A 25,175-nucleotide genomic window follows, 5' to 3' on the forward strand; every position below is an offset into this window, starting at 1 on the left:
TTGCGCGGCCGGGCTTGAACAGGACAGGGCCGGCCGGATTCGAACCGGCGTCCTCCCACATGAGGTGAAGGCGCGACGACCTCTGCGCTACGCGCCCTGTCCCTGCGGCGATCATACGAGCCGCCCGTCCCCCCGCGTTCGGATTTCCGGCGCCTCCGTGGTCCCGAGCAGCTCGGAGCTCCGCGATTCCCCACCGCCGACCTTTTCGATCAAGTGCTGACACCCGTTACCTGGAAGAAACAGTTCCGCAACCTTGACTGTATTGGTCCAGTCCAATAACGTCACCTCCGCACAGAACCCCACAGCAAACAACTCCCCCCAACCGTCACGTTGTTGACGGAACATCACCCCCTCCGGGAGGGCCCCCGTGGTTTCCCGACGTTCTTTCCTGACCGGAGCCGCTGCCGTCGCAGGCGCGGCCACGCTCAGCCCGTTCTCACCGGTCTCGCCGCTGACGTCCACAGCGGCGGCGGCGGGAGTCTCACTCCCCGTGAAACTGGCGAACAACTCCGGTCACGACACCGTCTACGCGTACATATCCGGCACCGACAGCAGCGGCTGGCCGGTCTTCGTCTCGGCGAACGGCGCCCTGAACCGGCTGCCCAACCCGTCCTCCGCGGTGACCCCCATCGCCGACTACTCGATCGCGCTGGGCGCCTCAGGTTCGGCCGCCACCACGGTCAACCTGACCAACTACGTCACCAGCGGCCGCGTCTATTTCTCGGTCGACAAGAAACTCCAGTTCTTCGTCAACCCGGGCAGCGTGCCCGGCGTCGTGCAGCCGGCCCTGACCAGTGGCGACCCCAACTACGCCACCAGCTGGACGTTCTGCGAGTTCACCTTCAACAGCGCCAACCTCTACGCCAACATCTCCTACGTGGACATGGTGGCGCTGCCGATCTCGATGTCGAGCACCGGCAGCGGGGGCAACCAGTCGGTCACACCGCTGCCCTCCGGCGCCCTCGCCTCCATCGCCTCCGGTCTCCAGGCGCAGCACGCGTCCGACGGCGCCCCCTGGGACAAGCTGGTGGTCACCGACGCCTCCGGCGGGGTACTTCGCGTCATGGCGCCCTCGCACTCGCCGACGGACTTCGGCGGCTACTGGGACGACTACCTCAACCGGGTCTGGAGCCACTACGCGTCCACCCCGCTGACCATCAACGGCCAGGGCAGCATCGGCAACTACACCGGCACCGTGTCCGGCAACGCCATCGTCTTCTCCGGCCTCAACACCAACGGCGTGCCGTTCACCAAGCCGAGCGCCGTGGACATCTTCGGCTGCGCCTCCGGTCCGCTGTACAACTCCGGCGGGGACGCGCGCGGGGCGATCGCCGCCCGGCTCGCCGCCGCGATCAACCGCAGCTCGCTGCTGGTCTCCGGCGGGAACAACAACCCCGACGGCGTGACGTCCTCGCAGTACTACACGGACCCGATCACCAACCACTACGCGCGGCTGGTCCACAAGTACGCCACCATCGGCTACGCCTTCCCCTACGACGACGTCGGCCCGACCGGCGCGGCCCCCGTCGACGGGCACATCCAGGACGGCGCGCCCACCTCGTGGAACATCACCCTGGGTGCCGGCGGCTCCAGCAGCGGAGGCGGCGGGGGCGGCACGGGCAACGTGAGCGCCTACAGCACCATCCAGGCGGAGTCCTACTCGGCGCAGAGCGGGACCACCACCGAGAGCTGCTCCGACACCGGGGGCGGCAGCGACGTGGGCTACATCGGGAACGGTGACTGGCTGAAGTTCTCCTCGGTCGACTTCGGTTCGGCCTCACCGAAGCAGTTCATCGCCCGGCTGGCGTCGGGTGCGGCCGCCGGTGTCAGCGGTGCCGTCCAGGTGCGGCTCGACAGCACCACCGGCACGAAGATCGCCGAGATCAACTTCGCCAGCAGCGGCGGCTGGCAGACCTGGCAGAGCGTTCCCGCGAACGTCGTTGCCTCCGCCACCGGAGTCCACGACGTCTACCTGGTCTTCTCGACGGGCAGTGGTGCGGACTTCACCAACATCAACTGGTTCACCTTCACCAGCTGACCCGTTCGACGACAGCGGTGCGACTCCCCCACCCCGGGGGTCGCACCGCTTTCCGTCGGGCCGGTTCGCCGCGTCAGTGGGCGATGCCGTCGATCAGCTCACGGGCACCCTGGCGCAGCAGGGCCAGCGCGACGGAGGCCCCGAGGTCGGAGGGGCTGAGCCGCCCGGCCCATTCGTGCGCGTTCAGGACGGTCTTGCCGTCCGGGGTGAACACGCAGGCGCGCAGGGACAGATCACCGCGGGACGCCTTCGCGTATCCGGCGATCGGGCTGTTGCAGTGGCCCTGGAGGACATGCAGGAACATGCGTTCCGCCGTGGCCTCCCGATAGGTGGCGGTGTCGTTCAGGCCACTGACGATGTCGATGGTGGCCGTGTCGGCCTCGCGGCACTGGAGTGCGAGCACGCCGGCCCCGATCGGCGGGCACATCGTCTCGGTCGACAGGATCTCGGTGATCACGTCGGTGCGGCCGATGCGCTCCAGTCCGGAGACGGCCAGCAGGAGGGCGTCGACCTCTCCCGAAGCGAGCTTCTCCAGACGGCGGTTGGCGTTGCCGCGGAACGGCACGCAGTCCAGGTGCGGGTGGGAGGCGGCGAGTTGGGCGACCCTGCGCACCGACGAGGTCCCGACCCTTGTACCCGCGGGGAGTTCGTCGAGGAGCAGGCCGCCGGGGTGGACGAGGGCGTCCCGGATGTCGTCGCGCTTGAGGAACGCGGCGAAGGTCGTGCCGGCCGGGAGCGGCCGGTCCGCGGGCACGTCCTTGACGCAGTGCACCGCGAGGTCCGCCTCCCCCGCGACCAGCGCGGCGTCGACCTCCCTGGTGAACGCCCCCTTGCCCTCGACCTGGGACAGGTCTCCCATCCATTTGTCGCCGGTCGTCCTGACCGGGATCACTTCGGTCCGAAGACCGGGATGCAGCACGCCGAGCTCGGCGCGGACGCGCTCCACCTGGGCCAGGGCCATGGGCGAGTCACGGGAGACGATACGGATCAGCTCAGGGGTGGACATGTCGTACACGATAGTGCGTCGAGGCCGGGCTCCCGATCCGAACCAGGAGGCCCAACTGAGCCACACGGCAAGGGTGTTCGAGATTCGGACGGAGGTCCGGGAAGGGTCCGCGCAGAGGGGTCCCGCGTCAGGGCGCCGCGGTGCCTGGCCACGGACCGCGCCACCGGGAGCCCGGCGGCCGCCAGCAGAAGCAGCAGCGCCCCGCAGACGACGGCTGCCGTCCAGGAGGCGTCCGGGCCGTACGCGTCCTGCGCCACGGCGTCGGCGGCCGATGCCCCTGTCAGTGGGACTCTAAAATACGCTCTGACCTGCGACTTTCCCCTGACCTGCGGAAGAGCACGCCCGCCTCGGCCATGGCGTCCAGGCAGCGCTCCTTGTCCCCCCACGGCATCCCCGAGTTGACCTTCAGTCCCAGGTAACAGTGCTTGCAGTTGTAGTTTCAGCCGAGGTTGATCTCCCAGCTCGCCTTGCCGTACGACCATTCGGACGGCAGCCGGACGAGCAGGAAGTCCGCCACAGCGCGCCCCTCGACGTCGAGGTCGCTCCACTGCTGCCGGACGGCGCGTCCTCGGCCACACCCGCCAGACGCCGGCGGCCGCCTGGGACTTCCGGGGGCACCGAACACGGTCAGCCTCGCCGGGTCGGCGGAGGGCACCTCGCGGTCATCGATCTCGTACACCTTCCGATTCCGCACGCGGCCCGTGTCCGTGAGGCGCACCCGGTGGAAGTGGATGCTGCGGGCACCGGCCTGGTCGCGGTGGATGTCGTGGCCGTAGCCGCGGTCCGCGACACGAGCCATGGCGACGTCCTCACAGCGGACCGAACGCTCGACCTCTGCCTCGGACGCAGCGATCAGAGCCGATCCACCTCATTGCGCTAGCCCTGGTAGACGGAGGGACTGTCTGTGGCGAGGATGCAACCGCTTCCGTGGTGGGCACTGGAACATGGCCAGTGGAGATGGGTTCCTTTCGCCATGGCAGGAGCAATGCGCTCGCCATGCACACCAGGCCGGCGATGAGCAGGGCACCGCGTACTCCCGCTGCCGCGGCGACGAGACCACCGGCGATCATGAAGGCGGCCTGGCACGTCTTTGAACCGACGGACCAGGAGGTGGCGACGCGGGACATGAGAGTGTCCGGTGTGGCCGCCATGCGATACGTGGTGAACGACGGGTTGAAGACTCCGGCGGAGAAGAGCAGGCCGAAGTCGGCGGCCGCGAGGACGAACACGCCGAGGGCACCTGAGGGTGTCAGTGGCAGCAGGATCGTCCAGAACGTGCGTGCCACACCGGACAGCAGCAGGATGCGACGCTGCCCGAATCGCCGGGTGAGCAGTGCCGTCAAACGTGAGCCCAGCACGCCACCCACGCACGGCAACCCCAGGGCCAGTCCGTACTGCCACGGTGCCAGGCCCAGATCATCCAGCATGAGAACGGCCATCAGCGGTGAGGTCATCATGACGGATCCGCCGAAGAGCAGCGCGTTGAAGAACAGCGGCCGCAGCCCTGGGTGCCGTAGGAGGTACTGCCATCCGGCAGCGATGTCGCGGCCCAGGTGAGAGCCGGCGGCGCGTTGCGGTGGCGCGGGTTCAGGCCGCCGGATGCGACGGATGCCCAGAGCCGATCCGAGGAAGGACATGGCGTCGACCGTCACTGTGGCGGCCGCGCCCAGGGCTCCGATCAGAAGCCCGCCAGCAGGCGGCCCGACGCTTACGCTGATCCAGTTGGTCGTCAGTCCAGCACCAGCAGGGCGATCAGCGGCAACGCCCCCATGCCGACGGCACTGCCTGCTGCGCTGATCGCGTAGGCGCCCCACAGCTGCCGAAAGTCCTGTCCGAGCGTTCTCCGCCGTACCAACCGAACCGCCCGAGGCGTGAAGGCGCTCAGCGTAGTGACTCGGCCCGTTCACCACATCGTGACCAGGCCATCTCCCGGCGCACTTCAGAACTGAGCTCGCAAACAGGCGCTGAAGAGGTGGAGGCCCCTGCGCTGCCACGCCTTGAGGCGACGGCCGCGTAAGGGCACCCGGATGGAACCGCCAGCGCCCTGATAAGCCTTGTCGGCCCAGCACTTCACTCCGGCCTCGGCGAGTGCGTCGACGATGCCGTGGGTACGAGCGGCGGTCAGGTGGCACAACAGCACGCACGCCAAGATCCGCTGCCTCGGCGAGCAGGCCATGGCCACTCAGTGATGCGAGGAGACGTCGCAGGCCGTGCGCAACGTTGCGCTGCCTCAACGGCGGGAGTACCTGATCTCACGGGTGCCGAGAGGTGCGGCTCGGGGGCCCGCCGGGAGCGGGAGCGGGTACGCGGTCCAGGCGGAGTGCCATCACCGGGCAGGCGGCGACAGCGCGTCGGGCGTGGACCAGAAGGTCCGCTGGGACCTTGGGGTCCCTGAGCACGGGGTAGCCCCATTCGTCCGAGCCGATCAGTTCGGGCAGCAGTTCGGCGCAGAGTCCGTGACCGTCACAGGCGGCGAAATCGACGGCGAGTACGCGGGTCCGGGCACGGGTCATCGCCATTCCCCCTCCTCCGGGGGCCGGACGTCGGGCACCGGCAGGACGAGGGGGGCGAACGCGGCCCCGCACGGTCCGGTGTGCACATGCCGGTGGACGTCGTCGGCGAACACCCGCAGCGCCGAGGCGGCCAGCCGCTCCGCGCCGTCGGGATGGCTGCACGCGCCACGCCGCGGGAGCAGTCCGAGGCGGCGGTGCAGCCGGGTCAGCAGCTGGGCGTCGGCGTGGCCCCGGGCGAGCGCGGCGAAGTCCTCGGCGACGGACGGCAGGCCGAACCGGCACGGCCCGCACTGCCGGGCGCTCTGCGCTGCCAGGTAGCCGAGCGCGGCTGCCGTCTCGGCCAGCCCGCAGGCTCCTTCAGGCAGCGCCACCAGGACACCCGCGCCCCGTTCCGGCGTCATGGTACTCAGCGGCACCGGAAGCCAGCTGCCGAAGAAGCCGCCCGCGAGCACGGCGCCGAGCCGTCCGTGAGGTCCGCCGGCCCGGCTCAGTGCCGCCGTCACGGAGCTCCCCGCCGGGATCTCGTACACCCCCGGCTGACGAACGGCGCCCGAGACCGTGACCAGCGCGGTGCCCGGTGCTTGGGAGCTTCCGCTCGCGCGGAACCATGCGGGGCCGTAGCGGGCGATCAGCGCCAGGTGGGCCAGGGTTTCCACATTGCCGATCAGGGTGGGTCGTTTGGCGACGCCCTTCTCGAAGGGGCGCGGCGGGGTGGACCGGGGGCGGGCGTCGCCGCCGTTCAGCCAGTTGACCAGGGACGTCTCCTCGCTGGAGACGAAGTGGTGAGGCAGCCCGTGGATCTGCACCGGCACCGGGTCGAGCCCGGCACGGCGCCGCTCCGCGACCGCCGCGGTCAGCTGGTCGACCTGCGCCGCCCGTGTGCGGGGCATACACAGATGCACCGCGTTCGCGCCGACCGCGACGGCGGCCAGAGCCGCGCCGTCCAGAACGAGGTGGGGGGCGAAGGACAGCAACACCTCGTCCTTGTGGCTGGCCGGCTCGCTCTCCATCCCATTGGCGACGAGCACGGCCGGCCCCCTGACCCCGGCTACCGAGCGGAGCTTGCGGCCGGTCGGAAAGCCGCCGCCGCCCCGGCCGGTGAGCCCGGCCTCCTCCACGGAGCGCACCAGTGGCATGGCGCTCCCGCGACCGCGTGCCTGGAGCAGCGGGGGAGGGCCGTAGCGGGCGAGGTGTTCCGTGAGGCCGGCGGGCCGGCCAGTGTCGCACCAGCCGGACAGCAGGCGTTCGCCGTGCGGGCCGCAGGGCGCCGCCGGATGTGCTCCGGCGAGGACGGTGGCGGTGTCGGAGTTCATTCGGCGTCGTCTCCCTCGTGTTCGTCCTGCTGGGTGTGCTGTTGGGGCGTCGGTGACGGGTGGGGGGTGGACGGGGCGGTGGCGGGCGCCTGTGTCGTGCCGCCCGCGCGGTGCGCCCAGCCCGGCTGCAACGGGCCCGCGGCCAGGAAGGCGACCAGAATCGCGGGCACCAGCAGCGTGGCCGCCGTCGCCCACCGGCGGACCCGATCCGCCTGCGTCCCGGCCCGGACCAGCCGCCACCACACGGCGACCACGACGGTCAGGAGACAGGCCCCGTACAGCGCGAGCTGCGGGCTCAGGCGGGTGTCCGTGCCGGTACCGGCCGCGTGGAAGAGCGCCACCGGCCAGGCCGCGTACGCCAGCCAGTGCACCGCCTTCCACCGGCGGCGGCCCAGGCGCCCGCGTACGGCGCTGGTGAGAGCGACCGCCAGCAGGAGGTCGAGGGCCACCGCGCCGAGGCCGACCCAGAGCGGACGGTAGGAGGCCACGAAGGGAACGAACGCCGTCGGCCAGGTCAGGTGGGCGTAGCCGTCGGTGATCGCGGTGACGATGTGCAGTCCCAGGAAGGCCAGGCTGAGCAGCGACAGATTGCGGTGCAGCGCGGACACCTCGAACCGGCCCAGGCGCAACGGCGCGTACTTGCCCGCCGCCGCGATGCCGAGTGCGACCGCCGCGGTCAACAGGACCAGGGAGACCGTGCCGCTGGCCCTGGTGGCGTACCAGAGCGGGCTCGGACCCGAGGCGAGCAGGACGGCGCCGTTCATCGGCTGTCCCCGTCGGCGGGCCAGGCCCCCAGGTACAGCACGCTTCCGTCGGTGCGGACGAGACGGGCCGGAAGCCCGGTGCCGCGCAGCCAGTCGGGGGCGCGTTCACCGAGGACCAGGGCGGCGGTGGTGGCGGTATTGGCATCCACGCAACTGGCCGCGGCGACACTGACGGTGCGCCAGACGGGCGGCGGGACGTCGCCGGTGGCCGGGTCGACGATGTGGTGCAGCGTCCGGCCACCGCGCCGCCAGGTCCGTACGGTGGTGCCGGACGTGGCGAGGCCGCCGTCACGAATCGAGACGACCGGGTGTCCGGGTCCCGCGTCCGGAGCCGCGTGGTCGTCGGCGATCGCGACCCGCCAGCCGCCGTCCGGCGGATCGCCGGCCGCCGACAGGTCGCCGCCGAGGTTGACCAGGACGCCGCAGCCCACTGCGGCGGCGGCCCGCCGGGCCGCCCGGTCCGCGGCCAGGGCCTTGGCCGTGGCGCCGAGGTCGAGCGTCGTGCCGGCGGGAAGGCGCAGGAGGCGCAGCGCCGGGTCCCAGCGGACTGTTTGCCAGCCGGCGGCGGGGAGTGGCGCGGTCGTCGGTCCAGTGCCCTCGGGCTGCCGCGCGGCCACCTCGCTGAAGGTGCGGTCGTAGCCGAGAGCCGCGACCGCCGGGCCCACCGTGGGGTCGACGGCGCCGTCGGTGAGTTCGGCGGCGCGCAGGGCCGCCTCCAGGGCCTCGGCGAGCAGGGCACTCACCGGCACCGGACCGGCACAGGCCGTGACGTTGGCGCGGGAGAGCTCTGAGTCGGGACGAAACCGGCTGCACGCCGCGTCGATGGAGGCCATTTCCGCCCGCAGGATCAGCAGTGCGTCGCCGGCCCGGGACGGGTCCGCGGTGAGCAGCACGGCCGTGGTACCGAGCGCGGAGAAGACCGCTGTTGCGGGCTCTGCGTGGGCCGGACTGTTGGTGACGGGGCGAGCGGTTCCGGCCGGGGGTGTGGTGCGCGTGCCGGTTCCGGGGCGACCGACGGCGCCCGCCGGTGTGGCGTTCACGACGCACCCGACTGGGTCTGCGGCGCTTGCGGGGTCGGCGTGGGCGCTTGGCTCGAAGGCTTCAGGCCACCGCTCGTGCCGGTGGACGTGCCGCTGCCGTGACCGGCAGGTGCGGCGGTCTGGGCGATCCCAGGGATCACCTGTGCGTAACCGGCGCCCAGTACCGCGGTACCCGCGACGGCCGCGGCCGCCGCCCACCGGGTCGTGACGCTCACGCGTCGCCGCCCTCGTTCACGGCGCCGGACGGCGTCCCGCACGGATCGGTCCGAGTCTGCGGGCTGCTCAGGAAGCGGCATGGATGAACTCCTCGCCAGTAGGCCGGTTGTCCCACTCACCAGGCTGCCTCGCGGCCCGTCGGGAACCAGTTCAGGAGTTCTTCACAAGCGGTTAAGATCCCGTCCGCGGACCACGCGACGGCCCGTGCGGCGCCGGCGCGGGAAGTTCCAGCATCACGCTCAGCCCGCCTCCGGCCGTGTCCTCCAGCCGTACGGAGCCGCCGTTGGCGGTGACCAGCCGATGCACGATGGCCAGACCCAGGCCGCTGCCGGACCCTTCCGGATTACCGAACCTCCGGAAAGCCGCCTCGCGTGCCGCCTCGCTCATCCCGGGCCCGTTGTCCACCACGCGCAGCAGCACCCGCTCACGCGTCGCCTCTCCCTCGATGCGGACCGCCGCTCCTTCGCCCACGGCATCCAGGGCGTTGGCCACCAGGTTGTCGATCACCTGTTCCAGATCCCCCGCCCCCAGGTATGCCGTCAGCCGGGCGCCGCAGCGCCCGGTGAGCGACACCCGCCGCTCCCGGGCCACCGGCTCCCACGCGACGACCCGGTCGTCCACCACCTGGTCCACCCGGACGGCAACCGGCCTGGGCACCGCGTTCTCAGCCCGGGACACCGCCAGCAGCCCGTCCACCAGCCGGGACAGCCGGGCGATCTCCTCCTGGGCACCGGCGAACTCCGCCGCCGTGGCGTCGTCGGCGCCCGCCGCCAGCAGGTCGAGCCGCAGCCGCAGCGCCGTCAACGGCGTACGCAACTGGTGCGAGACGTCGGCGACGACCGCGCGGTGCCCGTGGATCAGGGTCTCCGTGCGGGCCGCCATGGTGTTGAACGTCGAGGCGAGTCGGCGCACCTCCTGCGGCCCCCGCCCGCCCGGCGCCCTGACGTCCAGCGCACCCTCGCCGAGCCGCAGCGCGGCGGCGTCCACGGCCCGCAGCGGGCGCCCGACCCAGCGGGCCAACGCCACCGACAACAGCACGCCCGCCACCAGGGCGCCGGCGCCGATCAGCGCCAGTCGCCACCACATCGAGGCGATACGGTCGTGCATGCTCTCCGCCGACCGGGACAGCACGGACACCCCGACCGGACGCGTGGTGTCGCCGATCGGCTCCGCGACGACCAGCCGGTCGTCCCGCTCACGTGCCGCTGTTCCCGGGTGGACGAGCACCTGGTGCGCCAGGTCGCCCCAGTTGCCTGCGGCCTGATCGTCCTCATCGCCCTCGGTTCGTCCGGGGCATCCGGTGGCCGCCACGGGCTGTCCCGCCGTGTCGAAGACCGCGGAACAGTCACCTGCCCGCTCGGCCTGATCCAGGAGCCGTCGCATGTCGGCGGGAGAGCGGTGGTCCGACAGGTACTCCTCGGCCGAGGCGGCGATCGTCCGGTTCGCCGCTTCGGTCGTGTCCCGGAATGAGGTGTGCTCGCGCTGTGTCATGGACAGTCCCAGCGGCACCACCGCCAGCACCAGCAGCAGGACGATCAGGGCCATGAAGGTCAGCGCGATGCGTCGGGTCATCGCGCACCGGCGTCCGGCTCCTGGCCCGGTTCGGGTGCGCCGAGGCGGAATCCGCGGCCGTACACGGTCTCCACCAGTCCGGGGACGCCGAGCTTGCGGCGCAGCGCCGCGATGTGCACGTCCAGCACCTTGCTGGGGCCGTACCAGTGGGCGTCCCAGGCGCGCTCCAGGACCTCCTGCCGGGTGACCACCCGCCCCGGGTCGACGGCCAGGCACTCCAGGATGTCGAACTCCTTGGGTGTGAGCGCGACGTCGTGGCCGTCGACGGTCACTTTGCGGGTCCGCGGGTCCACCGCGAGGGGGCCGTGGCGCAGCAACGCTGAACCGGACGGCTGGACGCGGCGGAGCACGGCCCGGATCCGTGCCAGCAGTTCCGCCAGGCCGAACGGTTTGACCAGGTAGTCGTCGGCGCCCTCGTCCAGGGCCGCGACCCGGTCGGCTTCCTCGCCGCGCGCCGTCACGACGATGATCGCCGCGTCGGAACGGCTCCGTATCCAGCGGCAGACCTCCAGGCCGTCCAGGTCGGGCAGCCCCAGGTCCAGCAGCACCACGTCGGGTTCCGGGACCGCCGCGAGCGCCTCCCGCCCCGTGCCGACGCCGCGTGCCTCGTACCCGGCCCGCTCCAGGCCCCGTACGAGGGAGGCGGCGATCCCCGGGTCGTCCTCGACCACCAGAACAAGCACACCGACATCGTACGGTCCGTCGTCCGTGCCCGGATTTGGCCGGTGGGCCCCTCTCTGTGGCCCGTGCGGCCCTCCCCTCCGGCGCGGTGCGCGCGGTTGCATGGACAGCCGGAGACGCTGTCGCGCTCGCAGGCGTGACATGTCCGGAGACGCCGGAGGGCCCGCTGCCGTGTCGCACACGAGAAACACCGGAGACGGACAGGCACCGCCGCGGGCCCGGGATGTCCGTCGGCTGCTCGAACCGACGCTGCTGGCCTCGACGGCACTCGCCCTGGTGAGCGGCGCAATCGCCTGGGCGGCCGGCAACCACGGCGTCGCCGACGCCTGCTGGGCGGCCGGGACGGTGCTGGCCGTCCTTCCCGCCGTGTCCTGGGTCGTGGCCGCGCTGCGCAAGGGACGGGCCGGCGTCGACCTGATCGCCGTGCTGGCGCTGGTCGGGACCCTCGCGGTGGGTGAGTACCTGGCGGGCGCGCTGATCGCGTTGATGCTGGCGACCGGCCGGGCACTGGACGCCGCGGCCGAGCGCCGCGCCTCCCACGACCTGCGGGCACTGCTGGAGCACGCACCCCGCTCGGCCCGCCGCCGCACCGGCCGTGAGGTCTCCGTGGTCCCGCTCGCCGATGTCGTCGTCGGCGACGTGCTCGTGGTCGGCCCAGGAAATGTGGTCCCCGTCGACGGAAGCGTCCTGGCCGGTACAGCGGAACTCGACGAGTCCGTGCTGACCGGCGAGTCCGCCCAGGTCGAACGCGGCACCCACGAGCCCGTACGCAGTGGCGTCGTCAACGCGGGCGGTGTCTTCGAACTCCGGGCGACCGCCACCGCACGGGACAGCACGTACGCGGAGATCGTCCGGATGGCTCAGCACGCGGGCGCGGAGCGGGCACCGACCGTGCGGCTGGCGGAGCGCTACGCGGCGTGGTTCCTGCCGCTGTCCCTGGGGATGGCCGGCCTCGCCTGGCTGGTGAGCGGCTCCGCCGAACGCGCGGTCGCCGTCCTCGTCGTGGCGACTCCCTGCCCGCTGCTGCTCGCGGCCCCTGTGGCCGTCGTCTCGGGACTGTCGAGGGCGGCGCGTCGCGGTGTCATCGTCAGGGACGGCGGGTCGCTGGAGCGGCTGGGCCGGGCACGCACCATGGTCATCGACAAGACCGGCACCCTGACCGTCGGACGGCCGCGCGTCCTGGCGGTCGCCGCCGAACCCGGGCGTTCCCCTTCCGAGGTGCTGCGGCTGGCCGCCTCGCTCGACCAGGTCTCGGCGCATGTGCTGGCCGACGCGATCGTCCGCGAGGCACGAGCACGGAACCTCACGCTGTCCATGCCCGCCGACGCCACGGAGGAACCCGGCCGCGGCCCCGCAGGCACCGTGGACGGCCTCCGCCTCGCCGTCGGCAGGCCCGGGCTTGCCCCGGCGGCACTCCCCCACTGGGCCCACGTCGTGGACAACCGCGCCGTTCTCGACGGAGCCGCCGTCGCCTGGCTCACGGTCGACGACACCCTCGCCGGTGCCGTCCTGCTCCAGGACCCGCTGCGCCACGACGCCCCCCGCACCGTCCGAAGGCTGCGGTCGGCCGGGCTGACCCGGCTGCTGATGCTCACCGGCGACCGTGCCGAGCCCGCCCGCGAGGTGGGAGCCGTGCTGGGCCTCGACGACGTCCGGGCAGGTCAGCTTCCCGCCGACAAGGTCGCGGCGGTGCGCGCGGAACGCGCACGGGCCGTCACCGTCATGGTGGGCGACGGTGTCAACGACGCTCCCGCCCTGGCCGCCGCCGACATCGGCGTGGCCATGGGAGCTCGCGGCTCCACCGCGACCTCCGAAGCCGCCGACATCATCCTCACGACCGACCGGGTGGACCGACTCGCCGACGCCATGGACATCGCCGTCAGGGCCCGCCGGATCGCGGTCCAGAGCGCCGTCGTCGGGATGGCGCTGTCGCTGGCCGCCATGATCGCGGCCTCCCTGGGATGGCTGCCACCCGCCGTCGGAGCCCTTCTTCAAGAAGGCATCGACGTCGCCGTCATCCTCAACGCCCTGCGCGCGCTGCTCCCGCCCCGCAGCGCCCGCACCGCTCTCGAACCGGACGCCGAGGACCTCATCCACCGCTTCGCGGCCGAACACGACGACCTCAGGGACGCCCTGGACGCCATCCGTGAAGCCGCCGGCTTGCTCTCGGCGCAGGACGCCGCGGGGTCTCTGGCCGCCGTGCGCCACGTCGACCACCTGCTCACGACGCGGCTGCTCCCTCACGAACTCGCGGAGGAGCACCAGCTCTACCCGGCGCTGAACAGACAGCTCGGCGGACCGGAGACCACCGAGACCATGAGCCGGGCCCACACCGAGATCGCCCGTCTGTGCCGCCGCATCACGACCCACCTGCGCATGGCGGACGAGACGGGCGGCCTGAGGCCGGAACAACTCGACGACCTGCGCGCCTGTTTGTACGGGCTCCATTCCGTTCTCCGTCTGCACTTCAGCCAGGAGGAGGAGAGCTACTTCTCCCTCGCTCCCTGAGCCGGACTGCTCGTGTCCCAAGGGGTCAACGATCCGGACGAGACTCAGAGGCAACTGAGAAATCGCTGTGAAAAGGTGCCGACGTTCCTCCAGAGATCCAATCCGCACGCCATTGGTCCGTCCAACCCCCCATGGAGAAAGCCCACATGAGTCTCACGCTCGTCAACGGACTACCCGCACATGTCCTTTTCGTCCACTTTGTCATCGTGCTCGTGCCGCTCAGCGCCCTGGCGCTCGTAGTGTGCGCGGCGTGGCCCAAGGCAGCCCGGCGGCTCGGCCTGCTGCTGCCCGTCCTTGCGCTCGTGACCTTGGCGACCGTGCCGGTGTCCACACACGCGGGTGAGTGGCTGGAACGGCACGTCGGCAGCGACCCGCTGGTGCGCAAGCACGCCGAACTCGGCGACGGCCTGCTGCCCTGGGTACTCGGCCTCTTCGTGATCTCGGCCGTCATCTGGTGGACGGCCCGCCGCTCGGCGCCCGCCGCGGACGGCACGGCGGGTGCCTCCTCCTGGTCGTCCTCGGCACTGGTCCGGGGCGCGGTCGCGATCGTTGCGGTTGCCGTCGCGGTCGGCGCCGTGGTGGACGTCTACCGGATCGGCGACTCGGGCGCCAAGGCCGCCTGGCACGACAACTACTCGAAGACGGCCACGCAGCACGGCGACGACTGACGGACGAGACCGGCCTCGAGCCCTGTCACCAACACAATCCGGCCCTGTGGCCGGACCGCGACGGTCTCCGGGGCCGGTCGACGCCTCCGGTCGGGACCGCGGGTGAGCTGACGGCGTGCGCCGCACGCGTCAGCACCTACGCGCGTTCCCTCACCCGTCAGCCGGTGGGACACGGGAGCGGGCCCGCGCCCCGTGAGCCGGTCACCATTCAGTGGTGGGGCGGGCCCGGCCCCCAGTGCACGGCGTCGCCCGGCGACACCCCTCCGGCCGCATGCTCCGTGCAGCCGCTACCCCGGGAGCTCCGTGCGCTCCCACCAGTCGTAGACCGGCAACTCACCCTACTGGGCCCCCTGCTGACATGTCGTGACCCGAAAGTGCGCCCATGACGCGCCGATATGCGCTCCGGCCGATCGCGAGGCAGGGGATGCCAGCCGGAACGGGACAGCACGTGATGTGCCGGAATCAGCGAGACGGACCCGGCCTTGCTCCTCCTCGGGCGGCCGACCGGCCCCGGAGACAGTGGCGATGACCATCCGGAAACGTCCGCGTCGTGGGCCGAGCGGGCCCGAAATACACGATCGATCCCCCGTGTCGCTGGGAACGCCCCACTTCGCCGGCAGCGGGACCTGCCAGTCGACCACGGCACCACCGGTGTTGCGCAGTCCGCTGCGGCGGCCGTCCGCCGGAATGCCCACCCCGTCGTCGGAGACCTTCAGACGTACCTCACGGCCGTCGGTCGTCAGCACCACGTCGGCCCGGCCGGCCTGGGCGTGCCGAGCGATGTTGGTCCCGACGCCACCGCCGTCTTCCCGCCGGACTCGGTGCCCGCGTCCAACACAGGCAGCAACCTCGCGGCCACTGCGTACACGCGGGCAACAATCACGTGCACCGATGCCTCCGGGCAGGCGGTCAACACCGCCACACCTGGCGGGCACATCACCACCACCGGCTATGACAGCTTCGGCCACACGGTGCGCGAGTGTCCGCCGCCAACCGCGAACAGGCACTCGCGATCAGCGGGAGCGGCCTGGCCGAACAGGTCGCGCTGAACATCAACCAGATGACAGCCGCCGACCGCGCCGAGCTCCTGTCCACCCGCACCTACTGCTCCAGCGACGGACTGCGCGAGACCGAGGAGCACGCGTCCCGGGCGGCGAGACGCGCGCCGCGGACTCTCGTCAGTGGTCGTCGCCGCCGCCGTGGCCGCCGTCGTCACCGGATCGGTCGTCCCGGCCATGGTCGTCCGCCGTCTCGGGCACACCGCCGCGGTCGTCCCCCGCTTCGTGCGCCCCGCCCCGGTCGTCCCCCGTCTCGGACGCACCACCCCGGTCGTCCCCCGCCTCGGGCGCGTGCCTGGTGCCCGGCAGCCGGTCGTCCCCGGCCTCGCGCCCGCCGCGGTCGTCACCGGTGAGGTCGCCGCCACGGCCGGCCCCGCCGCGCCGGTCCAGGGTGACGGCGCCCGTGCGCGCGTCGACGCGCACCTCGCGGCGTACCTGGTCGGCGCCGACGAGGTGGACCTCCCAGCAGCCGGGGTGGTCCTCGTCGCGTTCGACCCGGACGACGGTTCCCGGGTACCGCTTCATTGCGACGGCTGCGGCCTGGGCGGCCGTCAGAAGGTTGGACGACGGGGACGTCGTGGGTGCCGGCGAAGCCGTGGCGGACGGCCGGTCCTCGGGACCGGCGCCGTGCCGGTCGGTGCCGCCCGTCGCCAGCGCCGAGTACCCTCCGCTGCCGACGAGTACGGCGGCCACGAGGGCGGTGGTGATGGATGCGGTGCGCTTCATGTCGAGCCTCCCCGGCCGGACGACTGTCCGGCCTGTGTCGTTTCTGTGTCCTGGCTGTTGGGTGACGCCAATGTGCCTGGGCGAAGCTGAAGGGGACCTGAAGCCACCTGAAGATCGCTTCAGGTTCCGTTTGGGAGGCTGGGCACATGCGCCTGTTGATCGTGGAGGACGAGACGCGGCTCGCGCTCTCGTTGGCAAAGGGCCTGCGGGCCGAAGGTTTCGCCGTGGACGTCGTCCACGACGGGAACGAGGGCCTGCGTCTGGCCTCCGAGGACGTGTACGACCTGGTGATGCTCGACATCATGCTGCCGGGCCTGAACGGCTATCGCGTCTGCGCGGCCCTGCGCGCGGCCGGCCACGAGGTGCCGATCCTGATGCTCACCGCCAAGGACGGTGAGTACGACGAGGCGGAAGGTCTGGACACCGGTGCCGACGACTACCTGACGAAACCGTTCTCGTACGTCGTCCTGGTGGCGCGCGTCAAGGCCCTGCTGCGCCGCCGCGGTTCATCGGGCGCGTCGCCGGTCCTGCGCGTCGGAGGGCTCGTCGTCGACACGGCCACCCGCCGGGTGTGCCGGGACGAGACCGAAGTGCCGCTCACCGCGAAGGAGTTCGCCGTACTGGAGCAGCTCGTGACGCGGGCGGGGCAGGTGGTCGGCAAGCCCGAGATCCTCGAACACGTCTGGGACTTCGCGTACGACGGCGACCCGAACATCGTCGAGGTGTACGTGAGCACGCTGCGCCGGAAGCTCGGCACGGAGACGATCCAGACCGTGCGCGGCGCCGGCTACCGGCTGGTGACCTCGTGAGGCGCCGGCTGTTCGGGTCCGTCAAGGCCACGATGGTCCTGTGGGCCACCGCGGTGGTGACGGTCGCGCTGGTGGGCGCCGGGATCGCGGTGCTGGCGTCCCTGCGGGTGAACCTCACCGAGCAGGCGCAGGGCGAGGCCAACGACACGGCCCGCAGGATCGCCCTCGGGGTCGCCACCTGGCGCGGGGGCGACGCCCGGCTCGTACTGCCCGAGGGTGCCCGGGAGGGAGTCCCCGTGCAGGTGACGGACGAGCAGGGCCGGCTGCTGGCCGTCGGCGGCGGGCTGGAGAGCATCAGCGGCACCGGTGTGACGGCCGTGCGTGTGCCGCGGGCCACTCCTTCCTCCGCCGCACCTTCTCCTGGCGTGACCGCTTCCCCGACGCCGGTCCCGGCGCCCGCCACGCAGCTCGGCACCGCGACCGCCGAGGACCACGGGGGCGGGCGTGGCCGGGGACGCGGTCGGGGCGCCGACGACGGCGCCGCGGACGACAAGGGTTCCGGCAGCCGCGGCTCGGACGACCACGGTACGGACGACCACGGCGCGACCGGAAGCCCGACGCCCCAGGCAGGGGACCCGGCCGTCGGGACCATCGGCGACACCGTCCAGGAGGGCTCGGGCCACGCCGTGATCGACGGGCACGACGCCCCGTACCGCTTCGCCACCGTCAAGGCCACGGACCTCGGTGGGCGAACGGTGATCGTCCACGCGGGCGCGCCCCTGACCGCGCGCGAGAGTGCCGTCCGCAGCGCCGCGGCGGCGATGCTGGCGGGACTGCCACTGGTCCTGCTGGTGGTCGGCGGTGTGACCTGGCTGGTGACCAGGCGTGCCCTGGCCCCCGTCGAGGGCATCCGGAGCGAGATGGCGGCCATCACCGCCTCCGAGGACCTCTCCCGGCGCGTACCGGAACCCGCCTCGCACGACGAGGTGGCCCGTCTGGCGCGCACGACCAACGAGACGCTCAGCGCGCTGGAGGCCGCCGTCGACCGCCAGCGCCGTTTCGTCGCCGACGCCTCCCACGAGCTGCGCAGTCCCATCGCCTCGCTGCGCACCCAGCTCGAAGTGGGCTCGGCGCACCCGCAGTTGCTGGACGTGCCCGGCGCGGTCAAGGACACGGAGCGCTTGCAGCACCTCGCGGCCGATCTGCTGCTGCTCGCGCGGCTCGACGCCGGGGAACGGCCGGGGCAGGGGCGGGTCGACCTCGGAGAGCTGGTCCACGAGGAGGCGGGCCGCCGCCGCCGGGGCCGGACGCCGGTGTCCTTCCACTCCGAAGGGGCCTGTCAAGTGAGCGGATCACGCGTCCAGTTGGCCAGGGTGATCGGCAATCTCCTCGACAACGCGCAGCGGCACACCCGCACCGAGGTCGTCGTCCGCGTGGAGGACGAGGGCGACCAGGTCGTGCTCACGGTCGCGGACGACGGCTCCGGCGTCCCGGCCGCCGAGCGTGAGCGGATCTTCGAGCGGTTCGTACGGCTGGACGAGGCGCGCGCCCGGGACGACGGCGGCGCGGGGCTCGGTCTGGCCATCGCCCGCGACGTCGTGCGGCATCACGGGGGCACGCTCACCGTGGGTGACGCCCCGTCCGGCGGGGCACTCTTCGAACTGCGGCTGCCCGCCGCGCCCGCGCGGCTTCCGCACGCCCACGCGGCTCCGGAGCCGGCCCACGAGTCCTGACGGCCGGGGATCACGGTCCGCGGAGCCCTGACCACGGTCGCCCGGAATGCGCAGTCGCCGGGTATACGCAGTCGCCCGGAATACGCGGAATTCCTCCGTCCGCGACGGGTTCGGCGAGCTCGGACGGAGTTCCGGCCTCTACCCACTCTTGAGACGCCGAAACGGTGGAAAGCCTGTCCACAGCGGCATCACGGCGCCTCTGACGTCGTGTTGTCGGCAACAGACCTCGCGTGAAACAAGTCACGGCTGCGTGCTGTGCCAAACAGGCTGCACCTCCGGGTAAGTTCCTGCGTCCAAGGGGCGTGGACTCCCCCTGATCGCACAGTCGTGCCGTACATCTGCGCCCTCCGAGGGAGACATCGCCATGCCCGCTCAAGAAACGGCCCACCACCCGCCGCAGCACATCGGAGTGGTGGCCGAGTCCACTCCCGGGGAGACCCGCGTCGCCGCGACACCCGCCACCGTGCGCCAGTTGGTGGCACTGGGCTACGAGGTCGTCGTCGAGTCGGAGGCCGGGACGGCGTCCGGCTTCACCGACGAGGCCTACTGCGAGGCGGGCGCGCGGATCGGCGACGCCTGGCGGACGGACGTCGTCCTCAAGGTCAACTCCCCCTCGCCGGGCGAGATCGCGCGCGTGCCGGACGGGGCGACGCTGATCGGGCTGATCAGTCCGGCCCAGCGGGCGGACCTGCTGACGGAGCTCGCGAGCAGGCCCATCACCGTACTGGCGCTGGACGCGGTACCGCGCATCTCGCGGGCGCAGTCCATGGACGTGCTCAGTTCCATGGCCAACATCGCCGGCTACCGGGCCGTGATCGAGGCGGCGCACGTGTTCGGGCGCTTCTTCACCGGTCAGGTGACGGCCGCGGGCAAGGTTCCGCCGGCGAAGGTCCTGGTGGCCGGGGCCGGTGTGGCCGGACTGGCCGCGATCGGCGCCTCCTCCAGCCTCGGCGCGATCGTCCGGGCGACCGACCCGCGGCCCGAAGTGGCCGACCAGGTGCGGTCGCTGGGCGGCGAGTACCTCGGGGTGGACGTCGTCCAGGAGGAGAGCACCGACGGCTACGCCAAGGCGACCTCCGCCGACTACGACCGTGCCGCGGCCGAGCTGTACCACCAGCAGGCCAAGGACGTCGACATCGTCATCACGACCGCGCTGATCCCGGGCCGCCCGGCCCCGCGTCTGCTGACGGCGGAGGACGTGGCGGCGATGAAGCCCGGCAGCGTCATCGTCGACATGGCCGCCGCGCAGGGCGGCAACGTCGCGGGAACCGTCGCGGGCCGCACCGTGGTGACCGACAACGACGTGACCATCATCGGCTACACCGACCTCGCGTCCCGGCTGCCCACGCAGGCCTCGCAGTTGTTCGGCACCAACCTGGTGAACCTGGTCAAGCTGCTGACGCCCGGCAAGGACGGCCGCCTCGTCATCGACTTCGACGACGTGGTCCAGCGGGCGGTGACCGTGGTCCGCGAGGGCGAGGTCACCTGGCCCCCGCCGCCGGTGGCCGTCTCGGCACCGGCCGCGCCCAAGCCCGCGCCCGTGGCCGTCGCGGAGCCGAAGCAGTCGCGGCTCACCCCGGCGGTCCGGTTCGCCCTGATCGGTGCCGGCATGCTGGCGATGTTCGCGCTGGTCGCCTTCGCTCCGGCGCAACTCGCGGCGAACTTCACGGTGTTCACGCTGGCGGTGGTGATCGGCTACTACGTGATCGGCAAGGTGCACCACGCGTTGCACACCCCGTTGATGTCCGTCACCAACGCGATCTCCGGGATCGTGGTGATCGGAGCGCTGCTTCAGATCGGGCACGAGAGCGCGGTGGTCACCACGCTGTCGTTCGTGGCGATCCTGCTGACGAGCGTGAACATCTTCGGCGGCTTCGCCGTCACCCGCCGCATGCTGTCCATGTTCTCGAAGGGCTGAGCCGCCATGACCTCAACCACGGCCTCACACGCGGCGGACCTGGTCGCCGCCCTGCTGTTCATCCTCAGCCTGGCGGGGCTCTCCCAGCACCGCACCTCCCGCGCCGGTGTCGTGTACGGCATCGCCGGGATGGCCCTCGCCCTGGTCGCCACCGTCGTCCTCGCGGCGCAGAGCATCACCGCGGGCGCGGTCACGCTCATCGTCGTCGCGATGGTGCTGGGCGCGGGGATCGGCATCTGGCGGGCACGCCGGGTCGAGATGACCCAGATGCCCGAACTCATCGCCGTTCTGCACAGTTTCGTCGGCCTCGCGGCCGTCCTGGTCGGCTGGAACAGCTACCTGGAGGTCGAGGCGCACGGTGACGCGCAGACCCATGTGACGTCCGACCTGCTGGGGATCCACCACGCCGAGGTGTTCATCGGCATCTTCATCGGCGCGGTCACCTTCACCGGCTCCATCGTCGCCTTCCTCAAGCTGTCGGCGCGCGTCAAGTCCCGTCCGCTGGTCCTGCCGGGCAAGAACGCGCTCAACGTCACGGCCCTGGTCGCCTTCGTGGCGCTGACGGTCTGGTTCACGATCACCCCGAACCTCGGTCTGATGATCGCGGTGACCGTCCTCGCGCTGGTCCTCGGCTGGCATCTGGTCGCCTCGATCGGCGGCGGCGACATGCCCGTCGTCGTCTCCATGCTCAACAGCTACTCCGGCTGGGCCGCGGCGGCGGCGGGATTCCTGCTCGACAACAACCTGCTGATCGTCACCGGTGCGCTCGTCGGATCGTCCGGCGCCTACCTGTCGTACATCATGTGCAAGGCGATGAACCGTTCCTTCCTCTCGGTCATCGCGGGCGGATTCGGCATCGAGGCGTCCTCGGGCGGGGACGAGGAACAGGGTGAGCACCGTGAGGTCCACGCCCAGGAGGTGGCCGAGCTGCTGACGCAGGCACGGTCGGTCGTGATCACCCCCGGCTACGGCATGGCCGTGGCCCAGGCGCAGCACCCGGTCGCCGAGCTCACGCGTCAGCTGCGGGAGCGCGGTGTGGAGGTCCGCTTCGGCGTCCACCCCGTGGCCGGCCGGCTGCCGGGGCACATGAACGTGCTGCTGGCCGAGGCCAAGGTGCCGTACGACATCGTCCTGGAGATGGACGAGATCAACGACGACCTCGCCGACACCTCCGTCGTGCTGGTCATCGGTGCCAACGACACGGTCAACCCGGCCGCGGAGGAGGATCCGGGCAGCCCGATCGCGGGCATGCCGGTGCTGCGGGTGTGGGAGGCGGAGCACGTCGTCGTCTTCAAGCGCTCGATGGCCTCCGGCTACGCGGGCGTGCAGAACCCGCTGTTCTTCCGCGAGAACAGCGGCATGCTCTTCGGCGACGCCAAGCAGAGCGTCGAGGACATCCTCCGCGCCCTTCCCGCCGACCCACGCGCCCAGTCCTCGAACGAGGCCGCGATGGCCCGCTAGAACCCGCCTGCCTTTCCCGTCCGCCCATCGACGCCCTACACACACCCGCACCACACCGGCCCACCGGCCTCCTCCCGCAACTCAGCGCGGCGGGAGGGCTGGTGGGCCGCTGCGCGTCGCGTGCGGACCGCAACTCCCGTCCACGACGGTGCAACCGTGTGCTGTCCACCCCGCTGCGTAAACTGCCGGCTGGTGTGCCCGGCTGTGATGTCGACGTACGCACCGACGGTTTCCCGTTCGACCGAAGGACCGAACCGTGCCCGACCGACCACCGATCGTCTGCATCTGCGGCTCCGCCCGGTTCGCGGACGAGATGCGTGCGGCGAACCGTGAGCTGACCCTGGCCGGTGTCATCGTCGTCGCGCCAGGCGAAGCGGACGAGTTGATCAGCGGCGAGCAGAAGGCCCAGCTGGGCGCCCTCCACCTGCGCAAGATCGACCTGGCCGACCGGGTCCTGGTCGTCAACCCCGGTGGCTACATCGGCGAGTCCACCCGCCGCGAGATCGCCTACGCGAAGTGTCTCGGCAAGCCGATCCGCTACACCCACCCCGCGGAAGGCGACGACGGTCGCGACTGACAGCGCCGCGATCGAGTGGTCCTACAGCGGAGATGGGGCGGCAGCTGTCCCGCCATCGCGACCGGCACCACGCGAAGTGCGGCCGACTGCCGGCCGCTTCCGCCAGAGCGTGAGCCCGACGTCGACAAGCAGCACCCGGTCGAGCGCGGGTACCTCCTCCAGCGGGTGCCACGCCGCCATGTCGGTGGAGCCGTTTGTTTCGTAGCGCAGTTCGCCGCCGGTGACCCGAGCCTCGTAGACGATCCGCAGGCTCTGGAAGTCGGCGGTGGTTCCGAGGCGGCGCGGATAGGTGTGCCGCTGCGAGTCGACACCGAGCAGCGCCAGCGGCTCGATCGCGTACCCGGTCTCCTCTTCGGCCTCCCTGATCACGGTGTCGTACGGGTCCTCGCCGTGTTCCATGCCTCCGCCGGGGAGCGTCCAGCGCCTGCTGCCGTCCTTCGCTACCCAGCGTGCGAGAAGCATCGCCCCGTCCCGCACACACACGGCGTAGGCCGCCACCCTCAACTCCTGTTTCATGCAGCGACGTTAGAACAATGGCACCAGCACGTCCCGGTGCGGACGGGGATCTGCGGCATGGCGCACGGAGAAATGCACGTGGACGGCTCAGGCTCCGGTTGATCCCCGGTCGGCCCGCTGTCGTCGGCTCACTCGACGAAGGGCATCTGACACCCACCAGCCATCGGCTTCCTGAGCACACTGCGAGGGTGAGGGCGGCGGGGTAGGTGGCACAGTCCCGGCGGGTACATCGGCGAGTCCACGAGCGGGGAGATCGCGTATGGCCGGGCCGCCAGCAAGCCGATCTCGTTCAACCAGGACAGCTGGGCGCCGACGGCGATGGGCGGGCGCCGAGGCTCGTCGTGGCCGGTGACCAGGTCGCGGACTCGACCGTACCGGCCGCCGCCGGCACCCCCTAGCCGATACGCGCTCCGGCGCCGCTCACCCGGATTCGGGGGTCGCCTGTGCGCAGGGTCACCGTGAGCTCGCCGGGGCGGCCCAGGTCCTCGCCCTGGTGGAGGGTGAGGACGGCGTCCTCGGGAACGAGGCCGAGCTCGCGGAGGTACGCGCCGAACGCGGCGGCCGCCGCGCCGGTCGCCGGGTCCTCCACGACACCGCCGACGGGGAACGGGTCACGGACGTGGAAGACGGTGGCCGACTCGCGCCAGACCAGCTGGACGGTGGTCAGGTCCAGGCGGTGCATCAGGGCTTCGAGGCGGGCGAAGTCGTAGGCGAGATCGGCGAGGCGAGCGCGGGTGGCCGCCGCGAGGACGAGGTGACGGGCTCCGGCGAACGCGATGCGGGGCGGGAAGGCCGGGTCGAGATCGGCCTCCGGCCAGTCGAGCGTGGCGAGCGCCTCGTCGAGGTCGGCGCCGTCGATCTCGGCCAGGTGCGGCTCCACGCTGGTGAGGGTGGCCCGGACGGTTCCGTTCACCTCGGCCACGCTCACCGGCACGATGCCCGCACGCGTGCTGAACACCAGCTCCCCGGGCCCGACCTGTTCGGCGAGCGCGATGGCGGCGGCGACGGTGGCGTGCCCGCAGAACGGCACCTCGGCCTTCGGGCTGAAGTAGCGGATGGCGTAGGCCCGGCCCTCGTGGCCGTCGAGTCCGTCCGGGAGCGCGGTCAGGAACGCGGACTCCGAGTATCCGAGGTCGGCGGCGATGGTCAGCATGTCGCCGTCGTCCAGGTGCGTGGCGTCCAGGACGACGCCGGCGGGGTTCCCACCCTCCGGTTCGCCGGAGAAGGCGGTGTAGCGGAGAACCTCGGACCGCTTCGCGTTCGATGTCATGATCACCAAAACGCGGGGGCACCCGCCGGCTATTCCTGGCCGGGCGTCCGAGTTCATCGGCCCCGGAGGGGGTCGCACCCCCGTACCGGACGAACACCCGGCCTCGCACGCACCGGCCCCGTTTGACCTTGACACCGTGACAAGGCCTTCACTGCTCACCGAGGAGGTGGTCTCATGACGGTCACGGGACAGGACGCCGATGGGGTACAGCTGCTGCGGGGACTGGAGGACGAGCGTTCGTCCGTACGGTTGCGGGCGGCACTGGCGGTCGGCAGTACGCCCGATCCACGCTTCGTCCCCCCGCTCGTCCGGCGCTGCGCGGTCGAGCCCGAGTTCTTCGTCCGCGACATGCTGACCTGGGCGCTCACCCGGCATCCGGTCTCCCTGACGCTTCCCGCGCTGCTCGACGAGGTCCGCTCCGACCGGGCGCAGGCGCGGAGCCAGGCACTGCACACGCTGTCCAAGATCGGGGACCGGCGGGCCTGGCCGGCGATCACACCCGCCCTGCTCTCCGACGCCGACGAGGAGGTCGCCCGGAGCGCCTGGCGGGCCTCGGTCGTCCTCGTACCGCCCGGCGAAGAGGCCGTGCTGGCGGCCGAGTTGGCGAAGGGGCTCGGGCGCGGCGGGCGGGAGACGCGACTGAGTCTCAGCCAGGCACTGGTCGCGCTGGGGGACGCCGTCGTGCCGGTCCTGCTCGCCTCGACGGCGGCGCCCGACCCGCTCGTACGGGCGCACGCGCTCGCCACGGAGCGGCTGTTGCGCGATCCGGACGCCGGATTCGAGTCGGCGATCGAGGAGGCCAAGCGCGTCGCGGTCCTCGACGGGCCCGGACAGGAGGGACGATAGGG

22 protein-coding genes, 1 tRNA gene and 2 pseudogenes are annotated in these 25,175 nt (G+C 71.8%); 9 read left to right on the forward strand and 16 right to left on the reverse strand.

From position 1 onward, the window contains the following. Positions 1 to 24: 24 nt before the first annotated feature. Positions 25 to 98: transfer RNA gene (locus ACFWI4_RS01605), tRNA-Met, on the reverse strand. A gap of 269 nt (positions 99 to 367) precedes the next feature. Here ACFWI4_RS01605 and ACFWI4_RS01610 point away from each other — a divergent pair. Further along, positions 368 to 2,038 carry a beta-1,3-glucanase family protein gene (locus ACFWI4_RS01610; RefSeq protein ID WP_387189659.1) on the forward strand — a complete coding sequence of 557 codons (1,671 nt, stop codon included), beginning with the start codon at positions 368 to 370 and terminating at the stop codon, positions 2,036 to 2,038. Positions 2,039 to 2,111: 73 nt separating this feature from the next. Here ACFWI4_RS01610 and hemC read toward each other — a convergent pair whose 3' ends face one another. From hemC to ACFWI4_RS01665, 11 genes and pseudogenes are all read right to left on the reverse strand, one after another. Further along, positions 2,112 to 3,044 carry a hydroxymethylbilane synthase gene (gene hemC / locus ACFWI4_RS01615; protein ID WP_387189661.1) on the reverse strand — a complete coding sequence of 311 codons (933 nt, stop codon included), beginning with the start codon at positions 3,042 to 3,044 and terminating at the stop codon, positions 2,112 to 2,114. Positions 3,045 to 3,483: 439 nt separating this feature from the next. Next, positions 3,484 to 3,843, reverse strand: coding sequence for a hypothetical protein (locus ACFWI4_RS01620; protein WP_387189664.1), 360 nt, complete (start codon positions 3,841 to 3,843; stop codon positions 3,484 to 3,486). Between the two features lie 10 nt (positions 3,844 to 3,853). Continuing rightward, positions 3,854 to 4,777: an MFS transporter gene (locus tag ACFWI4_RS01625; RefSeq protein WP_387190160.1), complete on the reverse strand. Its 924-nt coding sequence runs from the start codon at positions 4,775 to 4,777 to the stop codon at positions 3,854 to 3,856. Next, positions 4,774 to 4,899 (reverse strand): hypothetical protein, encoded by a 126-nt coding sequence (locus tag ACFWI4_RS01630; RefSeq protein WP_387190176.1) that lies wholly within the window; start codon positions 4,897 to 4,899, stop codon positions 4,774 to 4,776. Before ACFWI4_RS01630 ends, ACFWI4_RS01625 begins: the two co-directional genes overlap by 4 nt. Before the next feature lie 150 nt (positions 4,900 to 5,049). Next, a pseudogene (locus ACFWI4_RS01635) lies at positions 5,050 to 5,163 on the reverse strand (IS5/IS1182 family transposase); the annotation flags it as partial. Positions 5,164 to 5,296: 133 nt separating this feature from the next. After that, on the reverse strand, positions 5,297 to 5,563 hold the full coding sequence (locus ACFWI4_RS01640) for a ferredoxin (RefSeq protein ID WP_387189666.1): 267 nt from the start codon (positions 5,561 to 5,563) through the stop codon (positions 5,297 to 5,299). Next, positions 5,554 to 6,870, reverse strand: a complete 1,317-nt coding sequence (locus ACFWI4_RS01645; protein WP_387189668.1) for an NADH-ubiquinone oxidoreductase-F iron-sulfur binding region domain-containing protein — start codon at positions 6,868 to 6,870, stop codon at positions 5,554 to 5,556. The genes ACFWI4_RS01640 and ACFWI4_RS01645 overlap by 10 nt, the downstream gene beginning before the upstream one ends. Then, complete coding sequence (locus ACFWI4_RS01650) at positions 6,867 to 7,634, reverse strand: ferric reductase-like transmembrane domain-containing protein (RefSeq protein WP_387189671.1); 768 nt, start codon at positions 7,632 to 7,634, stop codon at positions 6,867 to 6,869. Before ACFWI4_RS01650 ends, ACFWI4_RS01645 begins: the two co-directional genes overlap by 4 nt. Beyond that, positions 7,631 to 8,674, reverse strand: a complete 1,044-nt coding sequence (locus ACFWI4_RS01655) for an FAD:protein FMN transferase (protein WP_387189674.1) — start codon at positions 8,672 to 8,674, stop codon at positions 7,631 to 7,633. Before ACFWI4_RS01655 ends, ACFWI4_RS01650 begins: the two co-directional genes overlap by 4 nt. A 387-nt stretch (positions 8,675 to 9,061) precedes the next feature. Next, complete coding sequence (locus ACFWI4_RS01660; RefSeq protein WP_387189676.1) at positions 9,062 to 10,462, reverse strand: sensor histidine kinase; 1,401 nt, start codon at positions 10,460 to 10,462, stop codon at positions 9,062 to 9,064. Further along, on the reverse strand, positions 10,459 to 11,145 hold the full coding sequence (locus ACFWI4_RS01665) for a response regulator transcription factor (RefSeq protein ID WP_387189678.1): 687 nt from the start codon (positions 11,143 to 11,145) through the stop codon (positions 10,459 to 10,461). The genes ACFWI4_RS01660 and ACFWI4_RS01665 overlap by 4 nt, the downstream gene beginning before the upstream one ends. Positions 11,146 to 11,284: 139 nt before the next feature. Here ACFWI4_RS01665 and ACFWI4_RS01670 point away from each other — a divergent pair, with 139 nt between their 5' ends. Next, positions 11,285 to 13,651 carry a heavy metal translocating P-type ATPase gene (locus ACFWI4_RS01670; RefSeq protein WP_387189681.1) on the forward strand — a complete coding sequence of 789 codons (2,367 nt, stop codon included), beginning with the start codon at positions 11,285 to 11,287 and terminating at the stop codon, positions 13,649 to 13,651. A gap of 146 nt (positions 13,652 to 13,797) precedes the next feature. After that, complete coding sequence (locus tag ACFWI4_RS01675; protein ID WP_387189683.1) at positions 13,798 to 14,319, forward strand: DUF2231 domain-containing protein; 522 nt, start codon at positions 13,798 to 13,800, stop codon at positions 14,317 to 14,319. Between the two features lie 617 nt (positions 14,320 to 14,936). On the opposite strand, the pseudogene ACFWI4_RS01680 reads toward ACFWI4_RS01675, so the two are convergent. Both ACFWI4_RS01680 and ACFWI4_RS01685 read right to left on the reverse strand, forming a co-directional pair. Further along, positions 14,937 to 15,107: pseudogene (locus ACFWI4_RS01680) on the reverse strand (ATP-binding protein); the annotation flags it as partial. 390 nt (positions 15,108 to 15,497) lie between these two features. Then, positions 15,498 to 16,103 (reverse strand): PepSY domain-containing protein, encoded by a 606-nt coding sequence (locus ACFWI4_RS01685; RefSeq protein ID WP_387189685.1) that lies wholly within the window; start codon positions 16,101 to 16,103, stop codon positions 15,498 to 15,500. A 146-nt stretch (positions 16,104 to 16,249) separates the two neighbouring features. Between ACFWI4_RS01685 and ACFWI4_RS01690 the strand changes: the two genes are divergently transcribed. From ACFWI4_RS01690 to ACFWI4_RS01710, 5 genes are all read left to right on the forward strand, one after another. Next, a complete protein-coding gene (locus ACFWI4_RS01690; RefSeq protein ID WP_385393600.1) occupies positions 16,250 to 16,912 on the forward strand; it encodes a response regulator transcription factor in 663 nt (220 codons plus the stop codon). A 32-nt stretch (positions 16,913 to 16,944) separates the two neighbouring features. Then, complete coding sequence (locus ACFWI4_RS01695; RefSeq protein WP_387190162.1) at positions 16,945 to 18,585, forward strand: sensor histidine kinase; 1,641 nt, start codon at positions 16,945 to 16,947, stop codon at positions 18,583 to 18,585. A gap of 364 nt (positions 18,586 to 18,949) precedes the next feature. Then, complete coding sequence (locus ACFWI4_RS01700) at positions 18,950 to 20,503, forward strand: Re/Si-specific NAD(P)(+) transhydrogenase subunit alpha (protein ID WP_387189687.1); 1,554 nt, start codon at positions 18,950 to 18,952, stop codon at positions 20,501 to 20,503. Between the two features lie 6 nt (positions 20,504 to 20,509). Next, complete coding sequence (pntB, locus tag ACFWI4_RS01705; protein WP_387189689.1) at positions 20,510 to 21,964, forward strand: Re/Si-specific NAD(P)(+) transhydrogenase subunit beta; 1,455 nt, start codon at positions 20,510 to 20,512, stop codon at positions 21,962 to 21,964. Positions 21,965 to 22,220: 256 nt separating this feature from the next. Then, positions 22,221 to 22,541 (forward strand): hypothetical protein, encoded by a 321-nt coding sequence (locus ACFWI4_RS01710; protein ID WP_387189691.1) that lies wholly within the window; start codon positions 22,221 to 22,223, stop codon positions 22,539 to 22,541. Positions 22,542 to 22,562: 21 nt separating this feature from the next. On the opposite strand, the gene ACFWI4_RS01715 is transcribed toward ACFWI4_RS01710, so the two are convergent. Together ACFWI4_RS01715 and ACFWI4_RS01720 are read right to left on the reverse strand one after the other, a co-directional pair. Beyond that, the gene (locus ACFWI4_RS01715) at positions 22,563 to 23,057 is read right to left on the reverse strand and encodes an NUDIX hydrolase (RefSeq protein WP_387189693.1); all 495 of its coding nucleotides are present in this window, start codon (positions 23,055 to 23,057) and stop codon (positions 22,563 to 22,565) included. Positions 23,058 to 23,451: 394 nt separating this feature from the next. Beyond that, positions 23,452 to 24,327: a PhzF family phenazine biosynthesis isomerase gene (locus tag ACFWI4_RS01720; RefSeq protein ID WP_387189695.1), complete on the reverse strand. Its 876-nt coding sequence runs from the start codon at positions 24,325 to 24,327 to the stop codon at positions 23,452 to 23,454. A 174-nt stretch (positions 24,328 to 24,501) separates the two neighbouring features. Between ACFWI4_RS01720 and ACFWI4_RS01725 the strand changes: the two genes are divergently transcribed. Continuing rightward, on the forward strand, positions 24,502 to 25,173 hold the full coding sequence (locus ACFWI4_RS01725; RefSeq protein WP_387189698.1) for a HEAT repeat domain-containing protein: 672 nt from the start codon (positions 24,502 to 24,504) through the stop codon (positions 25,171 to 25,173). Positions 25,174 to 25,175 lie beyond the last annotated feature (2 nt).

It is taken from the genome of Streptomyces sp. NPDC127038, assembly GCF_042725875.1.
Taxonomy (GTDB): Bacteria; Actinomycetota; Actinomycetes; order Streptomycetales; family Streptomycetaceae; genus Streptomyces.